At 57.8% G+C, this 26,303-nt stretch carries 25 protein-coding genes; 16 read left to right on the top strand and 9 right to left on the bottom strand.

Annotated features, from left to right (window positions below; genetic code table 11):
• Positions 1-40 precede the first annotated feature (40 nt).
• From choV to QE435_RS09780, 3 genes are read right to left on the bottom strand one after another with little or no spacing between them, the layout of a single operon-like run.
• A complete protein-coding gene (gene choV, locus QE435_RS09790; protein WP_349041224.1) occupies positions 41-1,087 on the bottom strand; it encodes a choline ABC transporter ATP-binding protein in 1,047 nt (348 codons plus the stop codon).
• The gene (gene choW / locus QE435_RS09785; RefSeq protein ID WP_349042831.1) at positions 1,084-1,971 is read right to left on the bottom strand and encodes a choline ABC transporter permease subunit; all 888 of its coding nucleotides are present in this window, start codon (positions 1,969-1,971) and stop codon (positions 1,084-1,086) included. The genes choV and choW overlap by 4 nt, the downstream gene beginning before the upstream one ends.
• A gap of 58 nt (positions 1,972-2,029) precedes the next feature.
• Entirely contained in the window at positions 2,030-2,989 is a 960-nt protein-coding gene (locus QE435_RS09780; RefSeq protein ID WP_349041223.1) for a choline ABC transporter substrate-binding protein, read from the bottom strand.
• Positions 2,990-3,302: 313 nt separating this feature from the next.
• On the opposite strand from QE435_RS09780, the gene QE435_RS09775 reads away from it, so the two are divergent.
• The 5 genes from QE435_RS09775 to QE435_RS09755 all read left to right on the top strand — a co-directional run bounded on the left by QE435_RS09775 (position 3,303) and on the right by QE435_RS09755 (position 6,986).
• Positions 3,303-3,884: a thymidine kinase gene (locus QE435_RS09775; protein ID WP_349041222.1), complete on the top strand. Its 582-nt coding sequence runs from the start codon at positions 3,303-3,305 to the stop codon at positions 3,882-3,884.
• Positions 3,885-3,994: 110 nt separating this feature from the next.
• The gene (locus QE435_RS09770; RefSeq protein ID WP_349041221.1) at positions 3,995-4,444 is read left to right on the top strand and encodes a pseudoazurin; all 450 of its coding nucleotides are present in this window, start codon (positions 3,995-3,997) and stop codon (positions 4,442-4,444) included.
• A gap of 200 nt (positions 4,445-4,644) precedes the next feature.
• Entirely contained in the window at positions 4,645-5,409 is a 765-nt protein-coding gene (locus QE435_RS09765) for a hypothetical protein (protein ID WP_349041220.1), read from the top strand.
• Positions 5,399-5,668, top strand: coding sequence for a hypothetical protein (locus tag QE435_RS09760; RefSeq protein ID WP_349041219.1), 270 nt, complete (start codon positions 5,399-5,401; stop codon positions 5,666-5,668). Before QE435_RS09765 ends, QE435_RS09760 begins: the two co-directional genes overlap by 11 nt.
• A gap of 106 nt (positions 5,669-5,774) precedes the next feature.
• Positions 5,775-6,986: a DUF2333 family protein gene (locus QE435_RS09755; protein WP_306933799.1), complete on the top strand. Its 1,212-nt coding sequence runs from the start codon at positions 5,775-5,777 to the stop codon at positions 6,984-6,986.
• A 251-nt stretch (positions 6,987-7,237) separates the two neighbouring features.
• On the opposite strand, the gene QE435_RS09750 is transcribed toward QE435_RS09755, so the two are convergent.
• Both QE435_RS09750 and QE435_RS09745 read right to left on the bottom strand, forming a co-directional pair.
• On the bottom strand, positions 7,238-7,954 hold the full coding sequence (locus QE435_RS09750; protein WP_306933798.1) for a LuxR family transcriptional regulator: 717 nt from the start codon (positions 7,952-7,954) through the stop codon (positions 7,238-7,240).
• 230 nt (positions 7,955-8,184) lie between these two features.
• Positions 8,185-8,706 carry a TIGR00645 family protein gene (locus tag QE435_RS09745; protein WP_349041218.1) on the bottom strand — a complete coding sequence of 174 codons (522 nt, stop codon included), beginning with the start codon at positions 8,704-8,706 and terminating at the stop codon, positions 8,185-8,187.
• A gap of 363 nt (positions 8,707-9,069) precedes the next feature.
• On the opposite strand from QE435_RS09745, the gene QE435_RS09740 reads away from it, so the two are divergent.
• Positions 9,070-11,301: a TonB-dependent hemoglobin/transferrin/lactoferrin family receptor gene (locus tag QE435_RS09740; protein ID WP_349041217.1), complete on the top strand. Its 2,232-nt coding sequence runs from the start codon at positions 9,070-9,072 to the stop codon at positions 11,299-11,301.
• A gap of 50 nt (positions 11,302-11,351) precedes the next feature.
• Here the strand turns inward: QE435_RS09740 and QE435_RS09735 are convergent, their stop codons facing one another.
• Positions 11,352-12,275, bottom strand: coding sequence for an extensin family protein (locus tag QE435_RS09735; RefSeq protein WP_349041216.1), 924 nt, complete (start codon positions 12,273-12,275; stop codon positions 11,352-11,354).
• Positions 12,276-12,571: 296 nt separating this feature from the next.
• Between QE435_RS09735 and QE435_RS09730 the strand changes: the two genes are divergently transcribed.
• The 7 genes from QE435_RS09730 to queF all read left to right on the top strand — a co-directional run bounded on the left by QE435_RS09730 (position 12,572) and on the right by queF (position 19,009).
• Positions 12,572-14,761, top strand: a complete 2,190-nt coding sequence (locus QE435_RS09730; protein ID WP_349041215.1) for an anthranilate synthase — start codon at positions 12,572-12,574, stop codon at positions 14,759-14,761.
• Positions 14,762-14,837: 76 nt separating this feature from the next.
• The gene (locus tag QE435_RS09725) at positions 14,838-15,557 is read left to right on the top strand and encodes a TIGR02117 family protein (protein WP_349041214.1); all 720 of its coding nucleotides are present in this window, start codon (positions 14,838-14,840) and stop codon (positions 15,555-15,557) included.
• A 255-nt stretch (positions 15,558-15,812) separates the two neighbouring features.
• The gene (locus QE435_RS09720) at positions 15,813-16,481 is read left to right on the top strand and encodes a LysE family translocator (RefSeq protein WP_349041213.1); all 669 of its coding nucleotides are present in this window, start codon (positions 15,813-15,815) and stop codon (positions 16,479-16,481) included.
• Positions 16,482-16,586: 105 nt separating this feature from the next.
• A complete protein-coding gene (locus tag QE435_RS09715; RefSeq protein ID WP_349041212.1) occupies positions 16,587-17,030 on the top strand; it encodes a pyridoxamine 5'-phosphate oxidase family protein in 444 nt (147 codons plus the stop codon).
• Between the two features lie 71 nt (positions 17,031-17,101).
• On the top strand, positions 17,102-17,497 hold the full coding sequence (locus tag QE435_RS09710; RefSeq protein ID WP_349041211.1) for a glyoxalase superfamily protein: 396 nt from the start codon (positions 17,102-17,104) through the stop codon (positions 17,495-17,497).
• Positions 17,498-17,623: 126 nt separating this feature from the next.
• Positions 17,624-18,526 carry a cation diffusion facilitator family transporter gene (locus QE435_RS09705; protein WP_349041210.1) on the top strand — a complete coding sequence of 301 codons (903 nt, stop codon included), beginning with the start codon at positions 17,624-17,626 and terminating at the stop codon, positions 18,524-18,526.
• Between the two features lie 18 nt (positions 18,527-18,544).
• The gene (gene queF, locus QE435_RS09700; protein WP_062426350.1) at positions 18,545-19,009 is read left to right on the top strand and encodes a preQ(1) synthase; all 465 of its coding nucleotides are present in this window, start codon (positions 18,545-18,547) and stop codon (positions 19,007-19,009) included.
• A gap of 155 nt (positions 19,010-19,164) precedes the next feature.
• On the opposite strand, the gene QE435_RS09695 is transcribed toward queF, so the two are convergent.
• Together QE435_RS09695 and QE435_RS09690 are read right to left on the bottom strand one after the other, a co-directional pair.
• Entirely contained in the window at positions 19,165-19,956 is a 792-nt protein-coding gene (locus QE435_RS09695) for a DUF2076 domain-containing protein (RefSeq protein ID WP_349041209.1), read from the bottom strand.
• Between the two features lie 101 nt (positions 19,957-20,057).
• Positions 20,058-20,648, bottom strand: coding sequence for a HupE/UreJ family protein (locus QE435_RS09690; RefSeq protein ID WP_349041208.1), 591 nt, complete (start codon positions 20,646-20,648; stop codon positions 20,058-20,060).
• Between the two features lie 234 nt (positions 20,649-20,882).
• On the opposite strand from QE435_RS09690, the gene QE435_RS09685 reads away from it, so the two are divergent.
• From QE435_RS09685 to leuA, 3 genes are all read left to right on the top strand, one after another.
• Entirely contained in the window at positions 20,883-21,464 is a 582-nt protein-coding gene (locus QE435_RS09685; protein WP_306933775.1) for an ATP-dependent Clp protease proteolytic subunit, read from the top strand.
• A 306-nt stretch (positions 21,465-21,770) separates the two neighbouring features.
• The gene (locus QE435_RS09680; protein WP_349041207.1) at positions 21,771-22,961 is read left to right on the top strand and encodes a benzoate/H(+) symporter BenE family transporter; all 1,191 of its coding nucleotides are present in this window, start codon (positions 21,771-21,773) and stop codon (positions 22,959-22,961) included.
• Positions 22,962-23,519: 558 nt separating this feature from the next.
• Positions 23,520-25,229, top strand: a complete 1,710-nt coding sequence (leuA, locus tag QE435_RS09675) for a 2-isopropylmalate synthase (RefSeq protein ID WP_309771479.1) — start codon at positions 23,520-23,522, stop codon at positions 25,227-25,229.
• 41 nt (positions 25,230-25,270) lie between these two features.
• On the opposite strand, the gene QE435_RS09670 is transcribed toward leuA, so the two are convergent.
• Positions 25,271-26,236 (bottom strand): metallophosphoesterase, encoded by a 966-nt coding sequence (locus tag QE435_RS09670; protein WP_349042830.1) that lies wholly within the window; start codon positions 26,234-26,236, stop codon positions 25,271-25,273.
• Between the last annotated feature and the right edge of the window lie 67 nt (positions 26,237-26,303).

Genomic DNA, 26,303 nt, shown 5'->3' with positions numbered 1-26,303 from the left:
CTATCGTAGAACGGTTGCGCATTTTTGTACGGACCTTGCTTTAGACGTTGCGATGACGCGTCAGTCCCCGGACAATGTCTTCCGAGGTGATGGTGCCAACGACCGCGCCCTGTTCGACGACACCGATCGTGCCGGGCTGTCTTGCCATGGCGTCCAAGATGTCGATCAGCGGCAGGGAAGGGCGGGCCGTGGCCACAACCGGGTTATTGCCGTGATCGGCTGTCACGCCGCGGCGCATGACATCGGCGGCTGTCAGCATGGAAATCGGATTCATGTTCTGAACGAAATCCGCAACATACTGGGTGGCAGGGTTACGCACGATCTCCTGCGGCGTGCCACACTGGATGATGCGTCCACCTTCCATCATGGCGATGCGATTGCCGATGCGGAAGGCCTCGTCCAGGTCGTGGCTGACGAACAGGATCGTTTTCTTCAGCCTGCTTTGAAATTCCAGCAACTCCTCTTGAAGTCGGCTGCGGATGAGCGGGTCGAGTGCGGAAAACGGCTCGTCCATCAAGAGGATCGGTGCGCCGGTGGCAAAAGCGCGGGCAAGACCCACGCGCTGCTGCATGCCGCCGGAAAGTTCGCCCACCTTGCGGTTGGCCCAGTCGGAGAGATTGACGAGCTCGAGCTGTTCGGCAACGCGCTTCTTGCGCTCGGCCTCCGGCACTCCCGAGAGCTCCAGCCCGAAGCCGACATTATCGGCAACATTGCGCCATGGCAAAAGGCCGAATTGCTGGAATACCATGGAGACGGTGCGGGAGCGCAGATCCCGCAGCGCCTTGGATGACGCCCGATAGGGATCGACGTAGCCCGTATCGGTCTTGACGCTGACATTGCCGCGCACCACCGGGGCGAGACGATTGACGGCGCGTAACAGCGTCGATTTCCCCGAGCCCGACAGCCCCATGAGGACGAGGATTTCGCCTTCCTTGACCGAGAGCGAAGCATTGGCCACACCAAGCACAAGGCCGGTCTCTTTGTTGATTTCGCTGCGGGTTCGCCCCGCATCGATCATGGGTAGGGCCAGATCAGGATGATCGCCAAAGACGATATCGACGTTTCCGAAGATGATTGCGTCACTCATACCTCATCCTCCGAGCCTGGCAGGCGAAAGAGCCGATCAAGGATGATCGCCACGATGACGATGCAAAGACCCGCTTCGAAGCCCATAGCGATGTTGACCGTATTCAGCGCGCGAACCACCGGCACGCCGAGACCGTTTGCGCCGACGAGTGCGGAGATCACCACCATCGAGAGCGACAGCATGATGGTCTGCGTCAGGCCCGCCATGATCTGCGGCATGGCAAAAGGCAGTTCCACCTTGCGCAGCACCTGCGAGGGCGTGGCGCCGAAAGCGACGGCGGCTTCCACCAGCGCCGGTGGCGTGGAAATGATGCCAAGTCGCGTCAGACGGATGGGGGAGGGGACGGCGAAGATGACCGTGGCGATCAGCCCCGGCACCATTCCAAGCCCAAACAGGACGAGCGCCGGAATCAGATAAACGAAGGTGGGGATCGTCTGCATCAGGTCCAGAACCGGGCGCATGAAACTATAGACCCATCTGCGTCGCGCCGCGAGGATGCCGAGCGGGATGCCAATCAGCATACAGACGGTGCTTGCGGCAATGACGAGCGCCAGCGTTTCGGTGGTCGCTTTCCAATAGCCGAGATTGATGATGAGAAGCAGGCCGAGGGCGGTGAAGAGCGGCATTCCGATGGAGCGGCGCATCCAGGCGGAAAGTGCGGTCAGAAGCGCCACGATGACGAGAGGGTGGGGCGCCTGCAGCAAGTAGAGGATGGCGTCGATGACGCTTCCGAAAATAAAGGCTAACCAATCGAAAAAGAAAGAAAGATTTGTGGTCAGCCAGTCAATTGCCTCTTTGGCATAACGACCGACCGGTAAACGATTTTGGGGTGCACTGAGCCATTCCACGGTAAGATTTTGCCTTTCGTGAACGGGTTCATCTATTCGGCTTCCGACGCGTTAAGCAGTCGGAAGCCGGGCGTAACAGGCGGGTAAACGGCCCTTACAGGCCGATATTTTTCTTGGCTGCGGCCAGCGCGTCGCCGCTGCCGTCCTTGGTCTTAACCCCTGCAAGCCATGGCTCGATGGCGCTCGGGTTTGCCTTCAGCCATGCGGTGGCTGCGGCTTCGCCTTCCATACCGTCGTTCAAGATCTTGCCCATGATCTCGTTTTCCATTGGAAGCGAGAATTGCAGGTTCTTGAGGAAGGTGCCGATATTCGGGCATTCATCCAGATAACCCTTGCGGACATTGGTGTAGATCGTTGCGCCGCCCAGGTTCGGACCGAAGACGTCATCGCCGCCCGTCAGATAGGTCAGCTTGAAATTGGAGTTCATCGGGTGCGGTTCCCAGCCGAGGAACACGATGGGCTCACCGGACTTGTCGGCGCGAGCCACCTGCGCCAGCATGCCCTGCTCGGAGGATTCCACCACCTGGAAATCCTTCAAGCCGAAGGTGTCCTTCTCGACCATGCCGAGAATCAGGCGGTTGCCGTCATTGCCGGGCTCGATGCCGTAAATCTTGCCGCCGAGTTCGCTGCTATGAGCGGCGATGTCCTTGAAGTCCTTGATGCCGAGTTCGGCACCCTTGGCATTGGTGGCAAGCGTGTACTTTGCACCGGTCAGGTTTTCGCGCACCGTCTCGACCGACTTGTCCTCGCGGTAAGGCTTGATATCGCCTTCCATGGTCGGCATCCAATTGCCGAGGAAGACGTCGATGTCCTTGTTCTTCAGCGATGTGTAGGTCACCGGAACGGAGAGAATCTTCACGTCGGTGTCGTAGCCGAGGCTTTTCAGAATGACGGAGGCCGTGGCAGTCGTCGCGGTGATATCGGTCCAGCCGACGTCGGAGAAGCGAACCGTTCCGCAGCTTGCCGGTTCGGCAGCATGCGCGCTGGTGGAAAAGACGGCGATTGCGGAAACTGCCGCGGCAAGAGCCAGACAGCGACGTTGATGTGCAAGCATTGCGTAATCCCTTTTTTTTGTTCCCTGACCATTATCAATATCCGCCAATCACAATCAACTCATGCGCATTTGCGTGGGCGACGGTGTTGTTTGCGACATTGCACGCTCTCGACTGCGACGAACAGAGCGACATGCGTCCTTTTGGATGCAGGGGCTCTGTCTCTTGAAGTTTAGGCATCGTGCTTTTCCGAAAATCAAATCCGATTTTCGGGCCAATGCTGTGGAGCGAAAGCTGTGACTTTTGTTCGGGGCACCCTTCCTTCTCCCGCCCCTGCGAGGCAAAAGACCCTGAAAAACCTGTTTGGAGGGCATGATGGCCAAGCTCTATTTCAACTACTCCGCAATGAATGCCGGAAAATCCACCATGCTCTTGCAGGCGTCCTACAATTATCAGGAGCGCGGCATGCGCACGCTGATCTTCACTGCCGCCTTCGACAATCGGGCAGGGGTTGGCAAAGTGGCCTCGCGCATCGGCCTGTCGTCGGATGCGATGATCTTCGAAGACAGCACGGATATCTTTGCCGAGGTGGCCCGATTGCATGGCGAGAAGCCGGTCGCCTGTGTTTTCATCGACGAGGCGAATTTTCTCTCCGACCATCATGTCTGGCAACTCGCCACGATCGCCGACAAACTGAACATTCCGGTGATGACCTATGGTCTGCGGACAGATTTTCAGGGCAAGCTTTTTCCCGCCTCAAAGGAGCTTCTCGCCATTGCCGACGAGCTTCGGGAGATCCGCACCATCTGCCATTGCGGCCGCAAGGCAACCATGGTGGCGCGCTTCGATGAAAGTGGCAAGGTGGTGAAGGAAGGCGCGCAGATCGATGTCGGTGGCAATGAGAAATATGTTTCCTTCTGCCGCCGCCACTGGGTTGAGGCCGTTGAATGCGCGTAAGCGCGACACGCTGCTCCGTTTGATTTTGGTCAAAGAAGACGTGCGCTTGGGGGAGTAGGAGCTGTGGCAGGCAGACCGCATCGGGCGGTTCCACTTCAGGAGTAAGAGCAATGCACAGTCACGTTCTTCGTCTTCTCACCGCCGCCGCCATTGCCGGCTTCTTCACTTTTCCGGCGACTGCCGCCGAAATCGAGATCAAGATGCTGAACAAGGGCGCGGATGGCCAGACCATGGTGTTCGAGCCCGCTGCCGTGAAAGCAGGCGTGGGCGACGTCATCAGCTTCGTTCCGGTCGACAAAGGCCATGATGCGGCTTCGATCAAGGAACTGGTGCCGGAGGGTTTCGCGGAAGCCAAGGGCAAGATGAACGAGACGCTGAAGGTGACGGTCGACAGGCAGGGCGCTTATGTCTTCAAGTGCACGCCGCATTTCGGCATGGGCATGGTGGCGCTGGTGGTCGTTGGCGATCAGCCTGCCAACCTCGATGCGGTAAAGGCTGGGAAAATGCCGAAGAAGGCACGCGAACGGCTGGATGCGGAACTGGCAAAGCTCAATCTATAGGTCTGTTTTCCTTTATGCTCTCGCATTGAGACGAGGCCGCTCGTGGATATATGAAACCTGTGGCCTTATGCATGTCGCGATCTTTCAGATTCGCTCCTACGCCTTCGGTTCTTGTTTTATCGTGTGTCGTTATCGCAAAACCGCTGCACAGTTTTGCGCGACATGCTTTATTGCCCAAGCGATTCGGGAGAGAGCCTGCCATGGCGAAGACGCCGTCACTTGAGAGCGAGATTGAAAAGGCCAAGGCCGCGATCGGTGACACACGCGCAGCCGAGGCCAGCCTGCTCCAACAGATCTCGACCCTCTTTGGCGCAGATGACGCGGATGCCAGCCATGATAAGGAGCGCCAGGCACTCGACGCCGTTATGGTGCGCTATGACGAGGTCGAAAAGGCTCTTGCCAATCTTACGCTCTATCTCTCGGGCGACATAGAAAAGTGCTTCGAGCGTTTTGACGCCGCCAGCGAGCGGACACGCTATGAGAATTTCGTCGCTTTCTTCTCGCGCAATAAGGCCATGAAGCGTCAGGCCGAACGGGTGAAGACGTTTGCGATTGCCGAAACATTGAAGCGGCTGCTATTTCTTTCGGATGATGTGGCGGTACTTTTGTCGGACGAGAAAACTGCCGCTTCGAAGCTTCACGAGACATGCGAAGCGCCGCTGCTTGCGATCATGGAAAGGCGGCGCACATCGTCAGCCGAGATAGAGGCGGGGCGTCAGCGGCTAAAGGAGATCAACGCGTCGCTTGCAACCGTCCAGTGGAAGCTTGGCAGCGTCACCGACGACAAGCGCCGCGCTTCACTGGAAGCCGAGCGGGAAGGCCTGTCACTGGAGTTGGAAGAGCAAGAAAAATCCTATCAGCTCTTGAGAGCCCGCCACCAACGGCTGGAGGAGCAGATTCTGTTGCAGGAATCGCTGTCTCAAAGCGCCACCCAGCGATTGTCGGCGTCATGCCATGCTCTATAACATGCTGTCGCTTGCGATGGAGCGGGCCATTCAACTCTACGGCGCCGTGACCATGACGCTCGATGGGCTGATGCGGGACATCACAGAAAATGATGCTTCGCTACGTCCCCATCTTCTCGATCTGATCAAGATCCACGCGCATAATGCCATCACCCTCGATGATATCGACAAGCGGAAGCAACCTGTCACCGAAGCCTTCGCTCGCCGCTACAGGATAGAACGGTCTCGCGTTGTGGCGATTGAAGGACGTGGACGGTAAAAAGATACCTGTGCTGCGTTGTATCCATGCCGCGCGCACCTATTTGAGAACGGAGCTTTACTCACAATTGGAGTTGGCCGTTTGGTGACAATCGAGAGAGGTAGAGATGCTTGATTCCGTTTCGGCGTTCTTCAGACGTGTTTTCAGCGCGCTTGGAAGAGGTCTGTCGGTTCTTGGCGCGGCGCTGATCTGGCCGTTCCGCGCCAGGCAAGGATCTGCCGGCGCGCGGACATGGATGATACAGGCGCCGCTTGCTGTCGGTCTCGTGCTTATCTTCGGTCTCTACGGCTACTTTATCTGGCAAACGCAGGTCTGGACGAATTTCAATCCGGATTACGTTGAAGATTACAAGCTGTCGACCCGCACCGTCGGTGCCGGCCAGGAGCTGCCTGCCACGCCAGCAACCTTGCCGCAGGCGCAAACGGACGCGCAAGCGCAGGGGCAGTCCACCACCGAGGGAACTGCAACCGCGCCGGCCCCCGTTGCCGCAGCCCCGGTTGCCCGCAGTTGCCAGCCGTCCGCGACCGTAGACGTCGCGGCAGGGCTGATCGATTTCAACGTCGATCAGAATGCCTGGATCTCCTCGATGCTGCTCTACAAGCTCGGCCTCTTCGGCATCGACTGGGACAGCACGCCTTTTCTGGACAACAAGGCCTCGTTCCAGCGCGGCGTGAACCAGGCTGTTCGCCGTACCGCGGTCGAACTTGTCGATACGCTCGGTCGCGTGCGCGGAACGTCCGGCATCAATAACGACCTGCAAAACGCCCGCGGCAATCTGCAATATGACGAGTATTCTTGGTATTTCGGTCTCAGCCCCTTCGGCCCCAAAACGCCGACACCGAGCTATTACCGCTCAGCAGCGGAAAGTTTGCGCAAGTTCAATGTCAGCCTTGCTCAATGCACCTCTGTTTTCGATACGCGGGCTGACAACCTCATCCAGTTCATAGACCGCATCGCCAACGATATCGGCGGCACGTCCGCAATCCTTCGCGAGCGTTCCGAGAATTACAACGGCGGCTGGTTCGACACGCGCGCCGACGACCGCTTCTGGTTCGCTTATGGCCAGCTCTACGGCTATTACGGCATTCTCTCCGCCGCTGGCGCAGATTTCCAGCAGGTTATCCGCGAGCGTAACGTGACCAGCCTGTGGAACGACACGTTGGCCCAGACGCGGGCTGCACTTCGAATCCAGCCCTTTATCATCTCCAATGGCGATGAAAGCGGATGGATCATGCCATCGCATCTGGCGACCATGGGCTTCTATGTGCTGAGAGTTCGCTCCAATCTCGTCGAGCTGCGCTCAGTGCTGGATCGCTGAAGCATGGTCCAAGCAAAACTACGCAGCGGTTTTGCGATGCCGACATGCGACAAGCTTAAAGCGCAAGGAGCGAATCTGAAGGATTGTGACGCGCTTTAAACACGCTATCGTGGGGCGCTCCGCGGGTGATCGCGGAGCGCTTGAGACGTCTCGTAGCTCTATTCGGCGGTTTTGCGGTTGCGGAACGCCATCGCGCAAAGACGTGTAGCGTCATAAGCGAACCGCGAGATCGCCGACGCTTGCGGCGATGATTAGTTAATCACCTTCAGGCGGATGGCCTTGGCAACGAGCTGGGTTCGGTTGACGCAATCCAGCTTTTTGATCGCATTGTTGAGGTAAGCATTAATCGTGTGGTCGGACAGCGAAAGGATTTGTCCAATCTCGGAAGACGTCTTTCCGTGGGATGTCCAGCGAATGACTTCGATCTCGCGCTTCGTCAGCGTTTTGGGCGCCACCAGTTCCGCCTTGCGGATACGATCATAAACGTCGAAGGCATGAATGGCGACGATGCCGATTTCATTCAGCACGGTCTGATTGGGCTTTGAGCAATCTCCTTCGAAGCGCAGAACGTAGCGCCGGCCATTCAGGCCATTGATGGGGGCGATGACACCGCTGACGATGCCGTACTTCTCCATCAACTTCTTGATCGCCGCGCTGTAGGGCGGCACGGGGATATCGTCTTCGAAGCACCAATATTGCGGCAATGAAGAGTTGGCGATTTTCGCCAGGATAGGACAATCATTCAGCTTGTGATGTTGATCGACGCTGCGAATGAAGCCGACAGGTATTGTCGTCTCTAAAAGCACCGGCTGCAGCGTATCGTCACCTTGCGTCGGCACCTTCATCAAAGTGGTGTGGATGAAGCCGAATGTCTTCGCGAGGCGGGACACGGTCTGCAGCCACTCAGGACGGTTCTGCGAAGCCGCTATCTCCTGACTAAATACCGACTGCCGTTCCAGTGTCGTCATATTGATTACATTCGATAAGGTTTATATGTTAACATCAAGAAATAGACGAAAGGCAACAAATTTCCACCCATAATTTCCAATAGTCCCGACTTTGGTTAGCATGGCGTTTTTTAATAGTTTCAATTCTTCCGTAGGCTGAACGCATTCGCAACCTGCTGACAGGAGCGAGCTCCCTATTTTGGCTCGCTTATTTCCCGCGTCCGCATCGGTCAGTGCCTTCAGACGGACGATCAGATGTCGAGATCGGTTTTGACGGCCTTCGGCTTGTTCATCAGCTTTTCCAGAAAGCCCAGCATGACGGCGGAAACAACGAAGGCGAGATGGATGACGGTGAACCACATCAGTTTGCTGTCGGCATATTGGTTGGCGTTCAGGAATATTTGTAACAAATGGATCGAGGAAATCGCGACGATTGAGGAGGCGACCTTGATCTTGAGGCTGCCTGCATCCAGCTTTCCGAGGAAGGAGACCTGATCGTCAGCTTCATCGAAGCGGCTGACGAAGTTTTCATAGCCGGAGATCATCACCATGACGATCAGGCTTGCGACGAGTGCGGCGTCGATCAAGGCCAGCATGGCAAGGATCATTTCTGCGTCGGTGTAGACGAAAACGTTTTGCGCGATCTTGAGAAACTTCAGGATGAAGGAAAAGGCATAGACGCCAAGCGCTGCCACCAGGCCGAAATAAAAGACAACCAGAAGCCAGCGGCTCGAAAGAATGATTCGTTCGATAATGAGTTCAAGTGATTTCATGTTGGCGGGGCGCCCTTGGCTCGCGTTGGGGTAAAATGCGTGTAGGTGAATCGGTGATTTAAGCGGAAGAAACTGATCTTCAAGGCCCCAGCACCCTACACATTCTGTTTATCATGGGCTGCTTCCCCGCGGCATAAACCTGATGTCACAGGGCGCTTGGCGTAACAATTTTGCAACAAATCGCAGATCACAAAATGATGACTATTGTAATCATATTTATTATGTTGACTCACATAATCATGTTTTCTAATTCTCCCCTGCGGCTCAGCCGTCACATTTCAGCACATATCCGTCGAGCTGGCCTTGAGGCTGTCGCGCGTACCATTGCGCGCGCCTCTTGCTGCTCGGCATCAGGGGGTCATCATGCTTATCCGCGGTTCTCAATCCGCCTTGTTCGTCTGCACGGCGCTCGCGCTCGTGCTCAATAGCGTCAGCGCAGAGGCGCAGACCGCTTCCTCGCAGGACGGACAACAGCCCACGGTGCTGAAACGAATTACCATCAAGGGTGCGCGGGCGAAGCCCGGTAACACCGCCTCGTCGGATACGCCTCTCGCGAGCGAGACGACTGCAGAAGCCATTCGCAAAAAGGATATTGGTAACCTCAGTGATCTCGGCAACACGACTGAACCGGGCGTCGATTACGTCGATCCCAAGCCGGGCAAAATCGGCGGATTGTTTATTCGCGGCCTGGGTGGCGCGCGCGTCGTGACCATGGTTGACAACATACCCATCCCGTTCTTTGAGAACTTTGCCCGTGCAGGTCAGGCAACATCGACCATGAGCAGCGGAGCCTCCAGTTTCGATTTCTCTGCGCTGTCTGCAGTCGATGTTCTGCGTGGCTCCGACTCCAGCCGCGTAGGCTCCGGCGCTTTGGCAGGTGCACTCGTGCTACGAACGCTGGAGCCTGAAGACTTGATCGGTGAAGGGCGCGATTGGGGTGGGGTCGCTAAAACCACCTATGACAGCGAGGACAGGAGTATTGGCGGCGCACTGGCGGCCGCGCGAAAAGTCGAGAATACATCCGTTTTGTTCCAGGGCTCCTACAAGCGTGGGCATGAGACAGACAACAAGGGTAGTGCTGACATATTCGGTACGAGCCGGACCAAACCGAATCCCGGCGATTACGACCAGAATAATCTGATGTTTAAGCTTCGTCAGGACCTCGAGGGCGGACACCGGATCGGAGTGACGGCGGAACGCTACCAGTTAAACAGCGACACCGAACTGAAAACGTTGTACGGAACCTATCTGCCTGGCGCTTATTCCGGTTATGACGACACGCTTCGTGAACGGCTTTCTCTCGATTACGAGTATGAGGCGCCATCAGTAGATGCAATGATCGACACTGCGCGGCTGACGGCATATTGGCAGGCTCTGTCGAAAGAGTCCGGTTCCGGTGGCTTACAGCTAAACGCTCAGCCCATCGCACGCGAAGACTTCATGCGCGACAGTAGTTTCGGGCTCGTCGGTGGACTGACATCGAGCTTCGATACGGGTAATCTCGACCACACCGTTCGTATCGGGGGGGATGCCTCTACCTTCGATTTCAAGGAGTGGTTCACCTCTGTCACGGGCTCTTCCGCCGCTGCATCCTCTGCCGATATTCCGCATGTCGATGGACATCGCCTGGGTCTTTACGCCGAAGACGAAATATCTTTCGGTGCGAGCGGCTTTCGCCTGACACCCGGAATCCGTTTCGATTATTTCGATTACGATCCGTCGGGCGACATCGCGACGCACTCCTCCTACGCCACTCTCGGACTACCCCAGGACCGCAATGGCTCGCGGTTTTCACCGAAACTGATGGCGAGTTATGATCTTACGCCGGAGGTTCAGGTCTTCGCGCAGTGGTCTACCGCCTACCGCGCTCCCACGGTGAACGAACTCTATCTCAGCTTCCCCAATATAGCCCGCGGCTATGCCGTTGTGGGTAATCCCTATCTTGAGCCGGAAACCAGCAACGGTTTCGAAATCGGCGCGAAATATCAGAGTGGCGATACCACCGGCGGCGTGACTGCATTCCATAACCAATATCGGAACTTCATTGAGCAGTATCAAACAACCACGGCGCTTTTCCCGGGTGCCGGTGGCAGCCCGAATGGAACGTTATTCACCTATCGTAACCGGGCGCACGTGGAGATATCCGGTGTGGAGGCGAAGGTTCGACAGGAATTTTCCAGCGGCTTCTTCGCTCATGCCTCTCTTGCTTACGCTTATGGAAAAGATACCGATAATAACGAGTTGATCCGCACGGTTGCACCATTCAAGTCTATCGTCGGCATCGGTTACGCCAACGATTTCTGGGGAACTGAGCTGACCGGAATATTCGCTTCCGGAATGCGCGATGACCATAAACCAGCAACCTTCGACGCGCCCGGCTATGGCATAGCTAACCTTACGGCATGGTGGGAGCCGACGCAGACCAAAGGTCTCCGCATTCAGGCAGGTGTCTATAATATATTTGACCGGAAGTACTGGAACGCGGTCGGTGTTCGCGACGTCAATCCGACCTCCGTCTCAAGTAGCAACCAACCCGTCGATTTTTATTCCGAGCCGGGCCGCAGCTTCAAAATTTCTCTGACACAGAAATTCTGATTGGTCTGATTTATCTACGAAAGGCGAGGGAGTTCCTCGCCTTTCGCACTTCACCGGCAATACAAGTACCCACCCTTCCGCTCCAGCACATCCAGATGCAGGTGGTCCTGATGGGTGGCATCGCTTCCGGGTGAAAGCACGGTGCGGAAAAAGAGGCAGGCGGCGGTGGTGATGGAGCGTTGGAAGGCGCCTTCCATGGTGCCGTCCTCGCCGCGCGGTTTCATCACGAGGGGCTCGCCCTTGTTGAAGGTCATGGTGGCGATGTCCACCGCATTGCCCTTGGCGTGCTCGGACATCTTGCCGGTCGCCGCACTGTTGCGGTTGCGGCAAATATAGGTGGATGCATTGCCGAATGCCGTGACCTGCCGGTCGGGCATGGCGATCTTCGCGGTCGGGATGACCACATTCTTTGTCCAGCGTGAAAGCGCAAGCGCTGCCTCGCAGCGCATCGTTCCCTTCGGCTCCAGTTTGATGCCGGGCAGAACCGCGGAGACCTCCAAGGGGGAGGCAATGCCGCAGCCCTCTTCCTCGCCCTTGATCGGCTCGATCTCTTGAAACTCGGCGCCAAGCTCCTTCAGTTGCGACAGGCAGGCTTTGAGTTCTTCCCGGTCTTCTTCCTTCACCGGTTCTGGGGCAGGCTCTTCGGCCTTTCTCTCTTCACCAGGCTTTTCCTCGACTGCTTTTCCATCGGCATCTGGCTTTGTCTCCGGCGGTGTCTTCTCGCCCGGCTTGTTGCCATCGGCTGGTGACGGGGCTTGGGGGCTTGGCGTCTCCGGTTTGTCCTGCGGCTTTGGGACTGTGTTTTCTGCTGGCGGAGAGACCTGCTCGGGCGCCTTCTCGGTTTTATCCGGCGAGGTCGGCTGTTCAGGCGTTTCCTGTTGCGGCTTTGCTTCCGGAACGGGAACCTGTTTTGTCGGTTCCGCTGCGGCAATCAGCAGCGATGCCGCAGCCAGAATGAAGAAACGATGAAGCATGTCGATCTGTCGCCCCCTGTTGCGCAGATGGTTGCGCGAAAGCGACAACGCGCCAATGGGCGTTCCGGTTCAGAAGCCGCCCGCAAATCCGCTTGCCAAGCGGGCCTATTGCCGCTAACAATTTCGCCCATGAACACAACGTCGAAGAACATTGCGATCTGGTGGTGGGGCAGCTAAGGCGGCCTTGACCAGTCATGTTCACACGACACGTCCAAGCCGCCCGAAATTTCAGGCGGCTTTTTTGTTATTCTGCCGCCGGTCATCATCGGGTCTAAAACACGGGAATTGCAGGTAAAATGGTTACAATCACTCAGGATGACGGTTCGGAAATCTACGAGACGAAGGGCGGCATCAAGGTCTCACGCAAGCGTCGCGCAGCCGATTACGCCAGCGCAATCGACAGCTATGTCGATGGTCTCGACTCCCGTCGCGGCGCGGTCTTCTCGTCCAATTATGAGTATCCCGGTCGCTATACCCGTTGGGACACGGCCATTATCGATCCACCACTTGGCATTTCCTCCTTCGGTCGCAAGATGTGGATCGAAGCCTATAATGGCCGCGGTGAAGTGCTGCTGTCCTTCATTGCCGACAAGCTGAAAGCAACCCCGGATCTGACGCTCGGCGCATTGACCGCCCGCCGTCTCGATCTGACGGTCAACGAACCGGACCGTGTCTTCACCGAAGAAGAGCGTTCCAAAATTCCGACCGTCTTCACCCCGCTTCGTGCCATTGTCGATCTGTTCTACTCCAATGCGGATTCGGCCATCGGCCTTTTCGGTGCCTTCGGCTACGATCTGGCTTTTCAGTTCGACGCGATCAAGCTGTCGCTGCAACGCCCGGAAGACCAGCGTGACATGGTGCTCTTCCTGCCGGATGAAATTCTGGTGGTGGATCACTATTCCGCCAAGGCCTGGATCGACCGCTACGACTTCGAGAAGGCTGGGCTGACGACCGAGGGCAAGTCTGAGGAGACCACGCCCGAGCCGTTCAAGACCACCGATACGATCCCGCCGCGCGGCGATCATCACCCCGGTGAGTATTCCGAACTGGTGATCAAGGCGAAGGAAAGCTTCCGCCGTGGTGATCTCTTCGAAGTGGTGCCGGGCCAAAAGTTCATGGAGCGCTGCGACAGCAATCCATCGGCGATTTCCCGTCGCCTCAAGGCGATCAACCCGTCGCCCTATTCCTTCTTCATCAATCTTGGCCATCAGGAATATCTGGTCGGCGCATCGCCGGAAATGTTCGTGCGCGTCTCCGGTCGCCGCATCGAGACCTGCCCGATTTCGGGCACCATCAAGCGCGGTGACGATCCGATCGCCGATAGCGAGCAGATCCTCAAGCTGTTGAATTCCAAGAAGGATGAGTCCGAACTGACCATGTGCTCGGACGTGGACCGCAACGACAAGAGCCGTGTCTGCGAGCCGGGCTCCGTCAAGGTCATTGGCCGCCGCCAGATCGAGATGTATTCCCGTCTGATCCACACGGTGGACCATATCGAGGGGCGCCTGCGCGACGATATGGACGCCTTCGACGGCTTCCTGTCCCACGCCTGGGCTGTGACGGTGACCGGTGCGCCAAAGCTCTGGGCGATGCGCTTCATCGAAAACCATGAAAAGAGCCCACGCGCATGGTATGGTGGCGCCATCGGCATGGTAGGCTTCAATGGCGACATGAATACCGGCCTGACGCTGCGCACCATCCGCATCAAGGATGGCATTGCGGAAGTGCGGGCAGGGGCAACACTGCTCAACGATTCCATTCCACAGGAAGAAGAAGCGGAAACCGAACTGAAGGCATCGGCCATGATTGCAGCCATTCGCGATGCAAAAGCCCAGAATTCGACCGTCGGCAAGCGCGATGCGGCCAAGGTCGGAACGGGCGTCAAGATCTTGCTGGTCGATCACGAAGACAGTTTCGTGCATACGCTGGCGAATTACTTCCGCCAGACGGGTGCGACGGTCTCGACCGTTCGCACACCGGTGCCAGCGGAAATCTTCGATCGCTTCCAGCCGGATCTCGTGGTTCTCTCACCCGGACCGGGCAACCCCGGCGATTTCGATTGCAAGGCGACGATCAAGGCTGCGCGTGCACGCGAGTTGCCGATCTTCGGCGTCTGCCTCGGGCTCCAGGCGCTGGCCGAAGCCTATGGCGGCGAGCTTCGTCAACTGGCGATCCCGATGCATGGCAAGCCCTCGCGCATCCGCGTTCTGGAGCCGGGTCTCGTCTTTTCCGGTCTGGGCCGCGAAGTCACCGTCGGTCGTTACCACTCGATCTTTGCCGATCCGGCCACGCTTCACCGCGATTTCATGATCACGGCCGAAAGCGAAGACGGCACGATCATGGGCATCGAGCACATGAAGGAGCCGGTGGCCGCAGTGCAGTTCCACCCGGAATCGATCATGACGCTTGGTGGCGATGCCGGCATGCGGATGATCGAGAATGTGGTGACGCATCTGGTGCGCAAGGCGAGAACCAAGGCGGCCTGACACTCATCCATGGCGGCGCCTTGGTTCCTGGCGGGGACTTTGGGCGCCGCCATTTCTCCTGATCGCGTGAGCGTTGGTGAACATCCTCAAATATATATTTATTGTGTTTGCTCTCGCCGTTACGGGCCTCGCGCTTGGGGTTGCCGTGCCAAGGCACCCAGCCCACTCTGACATCGCTTCACCTGCGGACGCATCCCGTCGCATCCTGGTGCTCAGCAATCCGATCCACACCGATATCGCCGTGCCGGTTGATGCGGACTTACTGACACGATTTGCCTTTCTGCGCGACGGCAGCCTGGAGCTCAATCACCCCGGTCTTCGCTATATCGTCTTCGGTTGGGGCGGCCGGGCGTTCTACACGCAGACACCGACATGGGCCGATCTTAAACCCATGCCTGTGTTGAAGAGTTTCACCGTCGATCGGTCGGTGATGCATGTGGCGCTTGCCGGCAATATTCCGCTGTTCGATCCGAGCGTCATGGCGGTCGATCTGTCCGCCGCTGGATATGCGAAAATGCTCGATTTTATTGTTGCGAGCTTTTCGCGTCCGGAGGGTAGGGAGGTCCCGCTCATCGGCCAGTCTTATGGCAGGGACGATGCGTTTTTCGAGGCGGAAGGCGCTTTTAACGTGCTGGTGGGCTGTAACATCTGGACGGCTGCAGCACTTCGGCAGGCGGGGATCGGCACAGGGTGGTGGACGCCTTTGCCCTGGCTTTTAACGAGGTCTTTGCGCTTGCATGATGATGCGGGCGTTTTTTCCAGAGGCTTCTCTCGGTCGGGAGATAGCGATGAGTGATAGTCGAGCCGGTTAGCACCGTTGCTGCCCCCCTCTGTCCTGCCGGACATCTCCCCCTCAAAGGGGGGAGATCGACCAAAAGCGAACTCCCAACTTCATACTCAAGCGCTCAGAAGGGCAAAAACTTCGCCGCGATTTGATCTCCCCCCTTGAGGGGGAGATGTCCGGCACGACAGAGGGGGGTGAGCGACATTCTCAAACATCCAACGCTTCGCCCCACCCCGAATTGACACAACCCCACCACTGGGGTGACATATGCTCTCAAATCTTCGCGCGCAGAAAGCCAAGTCCATGCTCGACCTCCACCAACTTCTGATCGTCTACGCTGCCTATATCATCGCGACGGCAAGCCCTGGGCCGAGCAACATGACGATCATGGGCGTCGCCATGAGCCAAGGCCGGGCACCGGCTGTCGTGCTCGCTCTCGGAGTCATGACCGGCTCTCTCACCTGGGCTGCCATTGCGGCCACTGGCCTTTCTGCCGTGCTGGCTTCCTTTGCCAATGCACTGTTCGTCATCAAGATCGCGGGTGGGATCTATTTGCTGTATTTGGCGTACAAGTCTGCACGCTCCGCTTTCATCAACGCGCCGCAAGCGGGGATTAACGCCGATGCGGGCGGTAAAGCGGATTATGGAAAGCTCTACCGCCGTGGCCTTTTGTTGCATCTCACCAACCCAAAGGCGGTTCTCGGATGGCTGGCCGTCATGTCTCTTGGCCTGAAACCCGGTGCTGGCCCGGCTACGCTCGCCGCAATCGTCGGAGGCTGTGCATTGCTCGGTCTGGTGGTCTTCTGCGGCTATGCCTTGCTGTTCTCCACTGCTCCTGCCATCCGGATTTATCAGAAGGCCAAGCGCTCCATCGAGACGGCGCTCGCGCTCTTTTTCGGCTTTGCGGGTATCAAACTGCTATTGAGCAAAGTTTAGTGAAGTCGATTGAACGAAATCGTATTTGGAAAGCATTTCCAGCTTGTCTGAAGAGGGCGTCCTGTCATGGATGGAACGCGGCAACATTTGAAGATCAACGATGCCATGAGGACCGATATCGCAAATTCGGTCTTGTGCTGGCTGGCAACCGTCGATGCAGAGGGTACGCCCAATGTTACGCCCAAGGAAATCTTCTCCTCTTACGGGGATGATCGGATTATCGTCGCGGATATTGCGTCCAGCAACACGGTTCGAAATATCCGCTCCCATCCCGCGGTATGCGTTAGTTTCATTGATGTCTTTCGCCAGCGCGGCTTCAAGGTGAAGGGACAGGCCTTCATCATCGCCTCCGATCATCCCGATTATCCTGTCGTCGGCGCCGAGGTCCTGAAAATGGCGGGTGAGGATTTTCCCATCCGCAACCTGATCTCTATTCAGGTCGAAAAAGTGTCTCGCATCCTGGCTCCCAGTTATCGGCTGTTTCCTGACCGAACGGAGCAAGATCGGATGGCAAGCGCCTATCAGATCTACGGGGTCTCGCCGAAATGATCCTGTCCAAGTGACGCGGTGTCGGCAGAGAGCCTGATGCACTCTTCAGTTTCTCAAAAAGTGAATTCTAGATGCCGAACAATATCAATACACCATCCTTCGGCAGAGCCTGCCCGATCCTTCGTATATTCGATGAAGCCAAGGCCCGCGAGTTCTATGTCGACTTCCTCGGCTTCTCAGTGGATTGGGAGCATCGCTTCGGTGAGAACTTTCCGCTCTACATGCAAATCTCGCGTGCAGGCCTCGTCCTTCATCTGAGCGGACATCATGGCGATGCGACGCCTGGCTCGACTGTCTTTGTCGAAACCGTCGGCGTGCAGGCCTATCAGCGGGAACTGGCAGCGAAGGACTACACCTATATGAAGCCGGGCGTCGAGACGCTGCCTTGGGGCAAGCAGATGGAGGTGACCGATCCATTTGGCAACCGCATTCGCTTCTGCGAGCGGCAAGAGGCGAAAAGCGCTTGACCCTCCGGCAAGATTAAATCATAGAACGGGTCAACAGCGAACCGCCCGCACGACCCCTCGTGCGGGCGGTTCGTGCGTTTTAAGGTCCATTTCTGCAATTCGTTTGCATCTGCACGGGGTTTCGTCATGAATGCTGAAGGTAACGCTCTCGTCCGAAAGCTGGCTTTCTGGGGCATCCCGTTTTCGTTTCTCGTCCTCGGACTGAAACTGTCGGCATGGTGGGTGACCGGCTCGGTTGCGCTGCTTTCCGACGGGTTGGAATCGACCGTCAATGTTGTGGCGGCCTTCATTGCTTATTTCGTCATCCGCTATGCGCAGAAGCCCGCCGACGACGACCACCAGTTCGGACACCACAAGGCAGAATATATCTCTGCCGTGGTCGAGGGCGTCCTGATCGTCGTCGCCGCTCTGTTGATCGTCAAGGAGGCCTGGGGCGGCTTGTTCGAGCCCCGCCTGCCGGAAGCACCGGTGCTGGGTCTGGCGATCAATGCCTTTGCCGGCGGGCTGAATGCCGTCTGGGCAACCCTTCTTATCCGGGTGGGGCGCAAGCACGCGTCACCTGCGCTCACGGCCGATGGTCATCACATCATGTCGGATGTCGTCACCTCGATCGGCGTTCTGATCGGCCTCGTTTTGGCAATTGTCTCGGGTTACGCGATCCTCGATCCGCTGCTCGCCATTCTGGTTGCCATCAATATTCTCATCCAGGGCTCCAAGGTCATTCTCCATTCTCTCGGCGGGTTGATGGACAAGGCGGTGGAGCCGGAGGAGGATGAGGCGATCAAGAAGGCCATTGCCGAGAATTCGGCAGGCGTTCTCAACGTGCATGACTTGAAGACGCGCCGGGCAGGGGCTGCAGCCTTCATCGATTTCCACGTGGTCGTTCCGGCCAGCATGTCGGTGGGTGCGGCGCATGAGATTTGCGACCGCCTTGAAGATGCCATAAGGGGCGTGATACCCGGCGCCACACTTGCCATCCATGTGGAGCCTGAAAGCGAACAGGCGCATGGCGTCAGGGTCAATGTTTGAGAACCAGGAGTTTAAGCCATGTCAGTCACGGATGTATCCGGCCTGTCTCAGTTGGGCGCGCAGGTCGCAGCCCCTGAAAATCCAGAAAGTGCCGTTCTGGAGCGCGTGCCGAATGGCAATGCCGGAACCGATTATGTGGTGCGTTTCACCGCGCCGGAATTCACCTCGCTCTGCCCGATGACCGGACAGCCGGATTTCGCCCATATCGTCATCGATTACATTCCCGGTGATTTTCTGGTGGAATCGAAGTCGCTGAAGCTTTTCCTGCATTCCTTCCGCAACCACGGCGCTTTCCACGAGGATTGCTCGATCTATATCGCCAAGCGCCTTGTCGATCTGCTGGCACCCAAATGGCTACGCATCGGTGCCTATTGGTATCCGCGCGGTGGTATCCCGATCGATGTCTTCTGGCAGACCGGACCAGCGCCCGAAGGCGTCTGGCTGCCGGATCAAGGCGTGGCGACCTATCGGGGTCGCGGCTGACAGCCTATCCCAGAATCTCCGTTGGTTGTCTGCAAATGACAATTTCTGCGCTTGCGGTGCGCACGTCCTTAAGTGCGTGAGCACCGGTTCTCGAAATCACCATTTTCAGCAGACCCACGAAAACTCTTGAACGGACCGTGAAGTCTCGCGAAGGCTCAGACGAAAGAGCTATCGTCGCCTGAGTCGAAGTCCATGTCGTTGCTGCTATCGTCATAGCCCGTATCGTTGTCATCGGGCGTATAATCGGCCTGCTGCACGTCGTTGCCATTGTCGGCGTTGGCCTGCTGCGGGTCGTCGCCGTAATAGTTGTTAATGACGGTTTCCTCCACCGGCGCATTGCCAAGCGGGTTGCCGCCGGAGAAGGGCGAACCCCAACCGGATGACGCCATGTGGTTGGAGAAGATGCCGCTCAGCGAATTGGCAAGCAGCATGCCGCCGGCAACGCCGGCTGCGGTTCCGAGCGCACCCTGAAGGAAGCCGCCGCCACCGCCGGAGCGTCCGAAGCCGGAGGCCTGCTGACTCCATGGACCGCTCGGCTGCTGTACATCTGGACTTCTGCCCCACGGTCCAGCCGTCTGGCCGGACATGTCGTTGCGATAGACCGACTGCGGCTGTGGTGGCTGGGGTGTGGGGGCAGGAGCGGGCGCCTGCGGCTGGCTGGTGCCGAAAATGGAGCTGAGAAAGCCGCCCTGGGTTCCGCGCTGCTGGTCGCCAGCGCCGGTTTCAAGCTGGTGAATCCGCTCTTCGAGCTGCTTGATGTGGGCGGCGGCTGCCTCCAAGCCCTTCTCCTGCACGATGACAGCCTGTGCAAGATAATAGGGTGCGTGCGGCTGGTCGCGAACCGACTGATCGATCAGCGCTTCAGCTTCCGGGTCACGCGGGGTGGACGATGCGGTCCTGATCCTGTCGAACAGGCCCTTGAGCAGTTGGGTTTCTTCTGGTGACATCTCTTGCCTCCTTGGCACGTCGAGAAACGCATACCAAGGAGGTAGAGTTCAAATCGGGTTTTTCAAAGCCCCGATTTCTTACATTTCTGTAATCCGATACCTCATCCGCCGAAGGCGAGGGAGAGACCGGCAAGCGCCGTCAGGGCGCCAGCAATCCGCGCGGCAATAGAGCCGAAGCGCGAGACGCCAAGGCCGAGCGCCACACCGGAGAGATGCAGAAGGGCTGTGGCGATCATGAAGCCGATACCGAACTGTAGCGCTCCCGCGGCTCCAAGCTCGCCACCATGGGCGTGACCGTGGAAGAGGGCAAAGACGCCGACAATGGCGGCTGCCGCAACAGTCGGCAGCCTGGCAGCGACCGCGACCAGAAGGCCAAGGCCGATGACGGAAGCGAGGATCGCAGGTTCGACGAAGGGCAGGTGAACACCATAGACGGCCATGAAGAAGCCGACTGCCATGGTGCCGACAAAGGCCGCCGGGACGGCCCACAATGCGTTTCTACGACCTTCGGCGGTGGCGATCTGCGATGCCCAGAGACCAACTGCCACCATGGCAAGGATATGGTCGGCACCAAAGAGCGGGTGCGAGACGCCTGCCATGAAGGAGCCGTGCTCTTCCGGGTTGAGATGGGCGAAAGCGGGCAGGGCGGTGGCGCCAAGGCTGGCACCGGCAAGAATAAGTCTTTTGAACATCGTTCCCTCTTCGAATGTCTGGTCCGGTGCCTGTCGTCCTTGGGATGACGACCGCACCGTTCGACGACAACGATATGTCAATTGGGAAGAGCCTGTCCATGCGGCATTTACCGGTGGCCCCTAGATCGACCGCTTTTATTAAGCAGTTCCGCGCCTTGTCTTTTTCGCTCATTGTTTTACGACACAAATCACACTATGTCCGATAGGCAATGAATTATGTTGGAGACCGTCCGTATGAACGAAGAAGAAGACGACAAGAGCAAGGAACTGCCGATCGGTAAGGAAACGGAAGCGAATCTTTTCAAGTCGCGTTCGATCTTCATTTATGGCGGTATTACCCAGGAACTGGCGCAGAAAGTCTGCACGCAGCTTGTCGCCCTTGCTGCTGCCAGTGACGACGACATCCGCGTCTACGTCAATTCGCCAGGCGGCCACGTCGAGTCCGGCGACAGCATCCACGACATGATCAAGTTCATCAAGCCGAAGGTCTATATTATCGGCACGGGCTGGGTCGCATCTGCTGGCGCACTGATCTACGTCTCGGTGCCAAAGGAACGTCGTCTTTGCCTGCCCAACACCCGCTTCCTGCTGCACCAACCCTCCGGTGGCACGCGCGGCATGGCGTCCGATATCGAAATCCAGGCGCGTGAAATCATCAAGATGAACCAGCGCCTGATCAAGATCTTCTCCAAGGCCACCGGCCAGACGGAAGAAAAGATCGCAAAGGACATCGATCGCGATTACTGGCTCGGCGCAGACGATGCCGTGGCCTACGGTCTCGTCGGCAAGATAGTCGAGCACCAGTCGGAAGTCTGACAGTCTATCCGATAATCGCCGTTGGTGGACTGCAAATGGCAATTTCTGCGCTTCCGGTGCTCACGTACCTTAAGTACGCTGTGCTCCAGTTCTCGAAATCACCATTTTCGTCTCACCAACGACAATTCTTGAACAGACTGTGAGACGTTTCGATCTGAATTCAAAGCCCTTGCCGGTGAAAGCTGGCACGGGCTTTTCTTTGCAGCCTGGCGAGGGTGTCGGGCGGTACTTGGAATGGCTGCATTGGCCTTGCACGACTCTCCGTTTTTTGGTCAGCCTTTACCTCGATCATTCTTCGGGTAGACCATGTTCAAAGATTTCTCCCTTCAGGCCCTTTTCATGGGCTGCCTCACGGCTTTCGTCGGCTTTGCCAGTTCCTTTGCCGTGGTGCTGCAAGGGTTGAAGGCGGTCGGCGCGACGGACTTCGAGGCGGCGTCGGGCTTGATGGCGCTGTCGGTTTCGATGGGGCTTTGCGCCATCGTGCTGTCGGTGACGACCCGATTGCCCGTCAGTATCGCATGGTCCACGCCCGGAGCAGCACTGCTGGCGACGACGGGCGTGATCGAGGGCGGGTTTCCGGCTGCTGTGGGCGCCTTTATCATCTGCGCGTCCTTCATCATCATCGCCGGGCTGTTCCGCCCGCTCGGCCGTGCAGTGGCGTCCATTCCAGCGTCGCTTGCCAATGCCATGCTCTCCGGCGTCATCATCGGGCTCTGCTTTGCGCCGATCAAAGCCATCGGGTTCAATCCGGCGCTCGGCTTGCCGATCATCCTGGCCTGGATCGTCGTCGGGGCCTTCAAGCGGCTTTTCGCCGTGCCAGCAGCGCTTGCCGCTTTCGTTCTGGTGATGATCTTTGGCGTTGAGATTCCCTCTGGAGCGTTTGACGCGCTGGCGCAATCTCTGGCACCGCCGATGGAATGGGTGACACCGACGTTCAGCCTGCATGCGGTCGTTTCTATCGCTTTGCCGCTCTTCATCGTTACCATGGCCTCGCAGAACATTCCCGGCATCGCAGTACTGAAGGTCAACCATTACGATCCGCAGCCTGGGCCGCTTTTTGCAACGACCGGCTTCTTCTCGCTTCTCTCCGCGCCCTTTGGTGGCCATGCGGTCAATCTCGCTGCCATCACCGCCGCCATGTGCGCGGGTGAGGATGCCCATCCCGATCCAAAGCGCCGCTACTGGGCGGCGATCATCGGTGGCGTGGGTTACATCATCTTTGGCCTGCTTGCCGGTGTCGTGACGGCCTTCGTCGCATTGGCGCCGCCCATTCTCATTCAAGCGGTGGCGGGTCTGGCACTCGTCGGTGCCTTTTCGGGCTCAGCGGTTGCGGCCTTCAAGGAGCCGGAAACCCGGGAGGCGGCGGCGATCACATTCCTCGTTACGGCATCCGGGCTTTCCTTCGGGGGAATTTCCGGCGCATTCTGGGGACTGCTCGGCGGAGGGCTGATGCTGGCGCTGCAGCGGGCGGTCTTTGCTATGCGGAAGGCTTCATGAAAACGATGAGTGTTAAAGAGCTGGACCGACGGTTTGATGACGGGGAGGATGTGAGCGACTATGTTGACTGATCGCAAGCGAAGCGTCCCGGTGTGGAGGTCGAGCATGTTGAGGTCGATTTGCCAAAATGGCTTTTGAAAAAAATCGACGCAGAGGCAGTAAGGCTAGGCACTACACGCCAATCCCTTCTGGCGCAGTGGATTTCCGAAAAAGTCGAAGACGATCAGGCCGCAAAATAGATCGATTGTCGTGTCGAAGATTACTTGTCAGATCAAAAACCGCTGTTTATAGAAAAACCATGACCAGTTGCACCAAGACCTTTTCCGGCATGAGCGCGCAGATTTCTGCGAAGGCTTCGCCGTGCGGTGCACTCTCGCTTCTTAGCCTCGACCTTACACGCGGTTGCCGGGTCCAGTGAGGAGCGCCCGGCGGCCGAAAGCCCGCTGGTGCCAATGCTCCTCAACTCGAAATCTCATTTCATTCTGGATTTAGGCCCGACCAAGGGCGCAGCATCCGATAGCGGCTTATGAAGCGCTTGGATGCTCAAGGAGCAAGACGATGGACGCGAAGACAAACAACATTTCCAAGGGTATGCCGGAAGCAGGCGTGAAATATCGCCCCTATCCCACTATCAACATTCCAGACCGCACATGGCCGGGCAAGACGATCGACAAGGCGCCGATCTGGTGTTCGGTGGATCTGCGTGACGGCAACCAGTCGCTGATCAACCCGATGGGTCACGATCGCAAGGCGCGCATGTTCAAGCTGCTGTTGGATATGGGCTTCAAGGAAATCGAAATCGGTTTTCCTTCCGCCTCGCAAACGGATTTCGACTTTGCCCGCTGGTGCGTGGAAGAGGGGAGTGTGCCGGATGACGTATCGCTGCAGGTGCTGGTGCAATGCCGCCCGGAACTGATCACCCGCACCTTCGAGGCGTTGGAGGGGGCTAAGAACCCAATCATCCATTTCTACAACTCCACCAGCGAATTGCAGCGCCGCGTGGTCTTCGGCAAGGATGTGCACGGCATCAAGCAGATCGCCGTCGATGCGGCGAAGATGATCACCGACATGGCGGCAAAGGCCGGCGGCGGTTATCGCTTCGAATATTCGCCGGAGAGCTTTACCGGCACGGAGCTGGAAGTGGCGCTGGACATCTGCAACGCCGTCATCGACGTGGTGAAGCCAACCGCAGACAACAAGCTGATCCTCAATCTGCCCTCCACCGTGGAAATGGCGACGCCCAACATCTATGCCGACCAGATCGAATGGATGTGCCGCAATATCGACAACCGCGAAAACGTCATCATCTCGCTGCATCCGCATAATGACCGCGGCACGGGCATCGCTGCGACCGAACTCGGCCTGATGGCGGGTGCGGACCGTGTCGAAGGCACGCTGTTTGGCAATGGCGAACGCACCGGCAATGTGGATGTGGTGACGCTGGCGCTGAACATGTATACCCAGGGCGTGGACCCGGAACTGGATTGCACCGATATCGAGCGCATCAAGGCCGTCTATGAATATTCAAACGAAATGGCGATCCCCGAGCGTCATCCTTACGTCGGTGAACTGGTTTACACTGCCTTCTCCGGCTCGCATCAGGATGCGATCAACAAGGGCATGAAGGCCATCAAGGTTGCCAATCACCCGGTCTGGGAAGTACCCTATCTGCCGATCGACCCGAAGGATGTCGGCCGTTCTTACGAAGCGATCATTCGTATCAACTCGCAGTCCGGCAAGGGCGGCATCGCCTACATTCTGCAGGAAGATTACGGGCTGAACCTGCCGCGCAATCTGCAGGTGGAGTTCCGCGAGGACATTCAGCGCATTACCGATGAGGAAGGCGTGGAACTGCCTGCCAAGCGAATCTATGAGCGCTTCATGGAGCGCTACGTGACGCAGTCCAATGCCCGTTTGAAATTCGTCGATCACCACACCTATCCGGCTGGCGATTTCAAGGGCGTGCGCGTCGTTGCGGCCGAGATCATGGACAAGGGCGAGGTAAAGCGGATCGAGGGTAAGGGTACCGGTCCGATCGACGGCTTCATCAATGCGCTGTCGACCTATCTCGGCATTGAGCTCTCGGTAAACGACTATTCCGAGCACTCGCTCCAACATGGGTCCAACGCGTCGGCCATCGCCTATGTCGAAATGGAGCACCCGGGCGGCAAGCTCTTCGGCGCGGGTATCAACACCAACATTGTTGCGGCTTCGTTGGAAGCGATTGTTTCGGCGGCCAACCGCGTGCTGGAAGAGCGGGCGAAGTAACAGACTTCGTCTGAATGCAGGATAGGGAAGACCGGAGGAATCTACTCCTCCGGTGCCTGTTCCACCGGATTGCTGAAGCCGAGGGGGCGGCCGTTGTGGTAGAAGACTCGGATGTCCTCGAGCTCTATCCCGGTTGCCTTTTCGTTGAGGCTGAAGCGCTCGCAGGTCACGTCCCAGGTTCCGGGTCCGCCTGAAATGTTGAAGAGATTGTAGCCGGCGCGGGGTTTTTCGCCGCCCGGTCCCTGGCTTGCCGAGGCGATACCGACGACAGGGATATGATCCTGGCCGCGATGGGTGTTCAGCCAGTAGACGGTATTGAGGTGCGTGTGGCCGTGGAGCACGAGTTCGGCGCCTCCGGTGCCGAGTGCCGCGGCAAAGCGGCGGATGCCGATCATGCGTTTATGGGTGGCGGCAGCACCCCGCACGGGCGGGTGGTGGATCATCACCACGCGGAACAGGCCTTGCTCTCCGGCCTTCTTCAAGAGATCCGCAGTCGCACGCGCCTGGCGGCGACCGAAGTAGCCGGTGGCGGAAAAGGGCGGGGTGGCGATCGAAGTTGAGCAACCGATCAGCGCCACGGGGCCGCGCACGCGCATATAAGGGAAAATCTTGCGGTCTTCGTTCCAGTCTTCCGCATCGCCATCGCCGCGCACGTAAGGGTACCAGGCCGCCATGGCTTTGTCATGCGCGCCCGGCACATAGGCGTCGTGGTTGCCGGGGACGACGGAGACTTTCAGCGGATCGCCTACTTCTTCCAGCCAATCGGCGGCGGCGCGGATTTCGATGCCGGTTGCCAGATTGACGAGGTCGCCGGTGATTGCAATGTGATCCGGCGCCTTGGTTTCCATGTCGTCCACCAACCGCTCCAGCGTATCGGTGAAAAGATGCTTGCGGCGATTAAGCCGCCAGTTCACAAAGCCGGTGATCCGCTTTGACGCCAATTCGCGAAAGGTGAGCTTTGGCAATGGGCCGAGGTGAACGTCGGAAATATGGGCGAGCTTGAACATGGGGTCAGACATATCGTATCCGTATGAAGGCGTCCAATGCGAAACCTCGGCATTTCAAAGGGATAAG

It is taken from the genome of Agrobacterium sp. SORGH_AS 787, assembly GCF_030819035.1.
Taxonomy (GTDB): domain Bacteria; phylum Pseudomonadota; class Alphaproteobacteria; order Rhizobiales; family Rhizobiaceae; genus Agrobacterium; species Agrobacterium larrymoorei_B.
The sequence above is the reverse complement of the archived record's forward strand: the minus strand, read 5'-3'. Positions and strand labels throughout refer to the sequence as shown.